Annotated in this window: 3 protein-coding genes and 1 pseudogene; all 4 read left to right on the top strand. The window is 48.7% G+C overall.

From position 1 onward, the window contains the following. On the top strand, positions 1 to 684 hold a 684-nt coding region (locus ACR0P9_RS09825), incomplete at its 5' end, for a fumarylacetoacetate hydrolase family protein (RefSeq protein WP_432619674.1). A gap of 108 nt (positions 685 to 792) precedes the next feature. Continuing rightward, positions 793 to 2025, top strand: a complete 1233-nt coding sequence (locus ACR0P9_RS09820) for an ethanolamine utilization protein EutH (protein ID WP_432619672.1) — start codon at positions 793 to 795, stop codon at positions 2023 to 2025. Between the two features lie 65 nt (positions 2026 to 2090). Beyond that, positions 2091 to 2939 carry a serine hydrolase domain-containing protein gene (locus ACR0P9_RS09815; RefSeq protein WP_432619670.1) on the top strand — a complete coding sequence of 283 codons (849 nt, stop codon included), beginning with the start codon at positions 2091 to 2093 and terminating at the stop codon, positions 2937 to 2939. An 88-nt stretch (positions 2940 to 3027) separates the two neighbouring features. Continuing rightward, positions 3028 to 3188 (top strand): annotated as a pseudogene (locus ACR0P9_RS09810) (hypothetical protein); the annotation flags it as partial.

Here is a 3188-nt window from a genome sequence, read left to right as displayed (position 1 = left end):
GAGCCGGTTGCAATTGCCGGTACTGTTTCGTTTGCTCCGGCGGTTTCTGACCCGGAAAAGATTATCTGCATCGGCTTGAACTACAAGGCACATATGGACGAAATTGGATTTGCGCGAGATCGAGAATTTCCGCCGGTATTTCCGAAGTATCCATCCTCGCTGGTGGGACATGAGCATCCGATTCACCTGCCAAAGTACGGCGAACAGTTTGATTATGAGGCAGAACTCGTTATCGTCATGGGACGTGAAGCGCATGAAGTCACGGTAGAGCAGGCGAAAGAATGTATCTTTGGCTATACCGCGGGCAACGATTTCAGTGCACGTGATTTACAGTTTAAGACTGGTCAGTGGCTGCTCGGCAAGGCGTGTGATGATTTTGCTCCGGCGGGTCCGTTTTTGGTATCCGCAGAAGAGCTTGACGCGGATCATCTGCCGATTCGCTGCCGTGTCAATGGTGAGCTGCGTCAGGACTCCAACACGGAACAGATGATTTTTTCCTGTGCGGAAATTGTCAGCTATCTGTCCCAGTATATGACGCTCAAACCGGGCGATATGATTTACTCCGGCACGCCGGAAGGAGTCATTCTCGGTATGCCGGATGAACAGAAAAAGTGGCTGACACATGGCGATACGGTAGAGGTAAGCATCGGAGGAATTGGCACGCTGCGCAATACCATCGCGTAATTAGTATTTTTCAGAAATTTTGCGCAAAATACCAGACAAACGGTGGATATACATATTTTCTTCCCTTTTATAATGATAGATGAAATCACAAGGGAAGAAGGGATTTGTGTGTTCTCAGAATTGCTGGCTGAAATAACCAATCTGACACAATGTAAGGAAAGTATTGGCGCGTATCTGTCCAATCTTTCCATCAATTCTGTGATTGTCACCATTATGATGATCTTTATGATTCTCGGTGCGGTTGACAAGGCTATGGGAAATAAGCGTGGCTATGGCGCGGCATTTGATGAAGGATTTCAGGCGATGGGACCGCTTGCGATTGCCATGGTTGGTGTTATCGCAGCGGCACCGGTGCTTAGCATGGTATTGCGTCCGATTGTCGGCCCGATCTATGAGCTGCTCGGCTCTTCACCGTCTATTTTTGCCACAACGCTGCTGCTGGCGGATTCCGGCGGTTATCCGCTTGCCGTAGAACTGGCGGGAAATGACATCGTTATGGGACAGTTTGCGGGTATCATCGTCGGATGTACGATGGGATGTATCTTGTTGTTTGATATTCCGGTTGCACTGACGCTGATTCAAAAGAAGGATCGTCCGTTGTTGGCGTGCGGCATTCTGGTTGGCGTTATCACGGCACCGATTGGCTGCTTTGTCGGCGGCATTGTCATGAATGCGATGACGGAATATTCGATGGATCTCGGAACGATGTTCTTCAGCCTGCTTCCGGTTATTTTGGTAGCAATTGTCTTGGCGGCAGGACTGTGGTTTAAACCGATTGCGTTGATGAACGGATTTGCAAAATTTGGCGCGTTTGTCACAGGCTTGATTGCTATTTTTGTGGCGATTGCCGTTTTTCAGTACGAGACCGGCATTCGATTCCCGCTATTTCATTTGATGGTAGAGGCGGGCGCAGATGGCGTTTCTCCGTTGGCAAACAGCGTGGAAATTCTCGGTGACATTGCCTTTGTGCTGATCGGTGCGTTCCCGATGGTTGAGTTTATCAAGCGGCATTTTGGCGGCGCACTGGCAAAAGTCGGCAGCAAATTGGGCATGAACGAAGCAGCATCGGCTGGCATTGTGGCGACACTGGCTAATAATATTCCGACATTTCAGATGATGAAGGACATGAATCCAAAGGGCAAGCTCATGAATGTGGCGTTTGCTTCCTGTGCGGCATTTATGTTCGGCGACCATTTGGGATTTGTTGCCGGTGTCAACTCGAATATGATTGTTCCGATGATCTTTGCCAAGCTGGCATGTGGTCTCAGCGCACTATTTTTGGCCAATCTTCTCGCGCCGCAGCTGCTCTCTAAGGCAGAAAAGGCGGCAGAGAATGCATGATGGATACATAAACATGATAGAGGGCAGCCGAAAGGCTGCCCCTTTTGGCAATAGGAGCATATGCTATGATACAAAAAATCGTACAAGCAATCAAAGCACAACAATTGAATATCTATCAGCTTGCCGTATATACCGATCAGGGGTTACAGATCCGGCAAATCCAGCCCGCCAGTGCCTGCCAGCCTGTTTACTCCATAACGAAAGTCTTTCTCAATGTTTGTGTCGGAATGTTGGCAGATGCAGGGGCATTGGCACCGGATGACAAGCTGCTGCCGTTTTTGCAGCCGTATCTCCCAAAAGACTACCCCAATATTTGGGATACCGTGACCGTTCGGCAGGCTCTTTCTCATCGGATGGGCTTAGATGATGGCATTTTCGATATAGATCGGGATGATACGCGGGAGTATGGCACCGAGGATTATCTGGCGTATATTTTACAGCATCCGCCGAAATTTCAGCCGGGAACCTATCGGAAATATACCGATTGTGCGCATTACCTGCTGTCCTTGCTGGTTGAGCGCATCACAGGAGCACCGGCAGACCAAATGATTCGGAATAGACTATTACAGCCTCTGCACTGTCAGCCCACCGCATGGACGCGATGCCCGCGGGAACATACCATTGGTGCGACTGGCGCATATCTGCGAGCAGAGGACGTGGCAAAGCTGGGATGGCTGCTTGTCAATCAAGGCGCATATGAAGAAAAACAGTTGGTTTCTGCCAATTGGGTGCAGCAGATGGAACAAGAACGATGGGATGTATATCCCGTCAAAGATACAAGCTTTTTTGTCAAAAATGGGATACACGGACAGTGTTTATTGTACAGTCGGGAAAAACGCACAGCAATCGCTTGGACAGCACAGGAAAATGACGAAAAAACCAGAGCATTACAACAGATTTGCATTTGCATCTGAGCAAATATATGGTATACTAATATCCGGATTTTTTAAGTAACGCTGTCGAAAAGAGGATTTCAGACAGCGGTAGAAGGGAAAAACAACAATGGACAAAAGAGAAAATTTCGGTACGAGACTGGGATTTATTCTGGTTTCTGCCGGCTGCGCAGTGGGTCTGGGCAATGTATGGAAGTTTCCATATATCTGCGGACAGAATGGCGGCGCAGCATTTATTGTGCTGTACTTGATTTGTCTGGCACTGCTCGG

This window comes from Butyricicoccus sp., from assembly GCF_050872565.1.
GTDB lineage: Bacteria > Bacillota > Clostridia > Oscillospirales > Butyricicoccaceae > Butyricicoccus_A.
The sequence above is the reverse complement of the archived record's forward strand: the minus strand, read 5'-3'. Positions and strand labels throughout refer to the sequence as shown.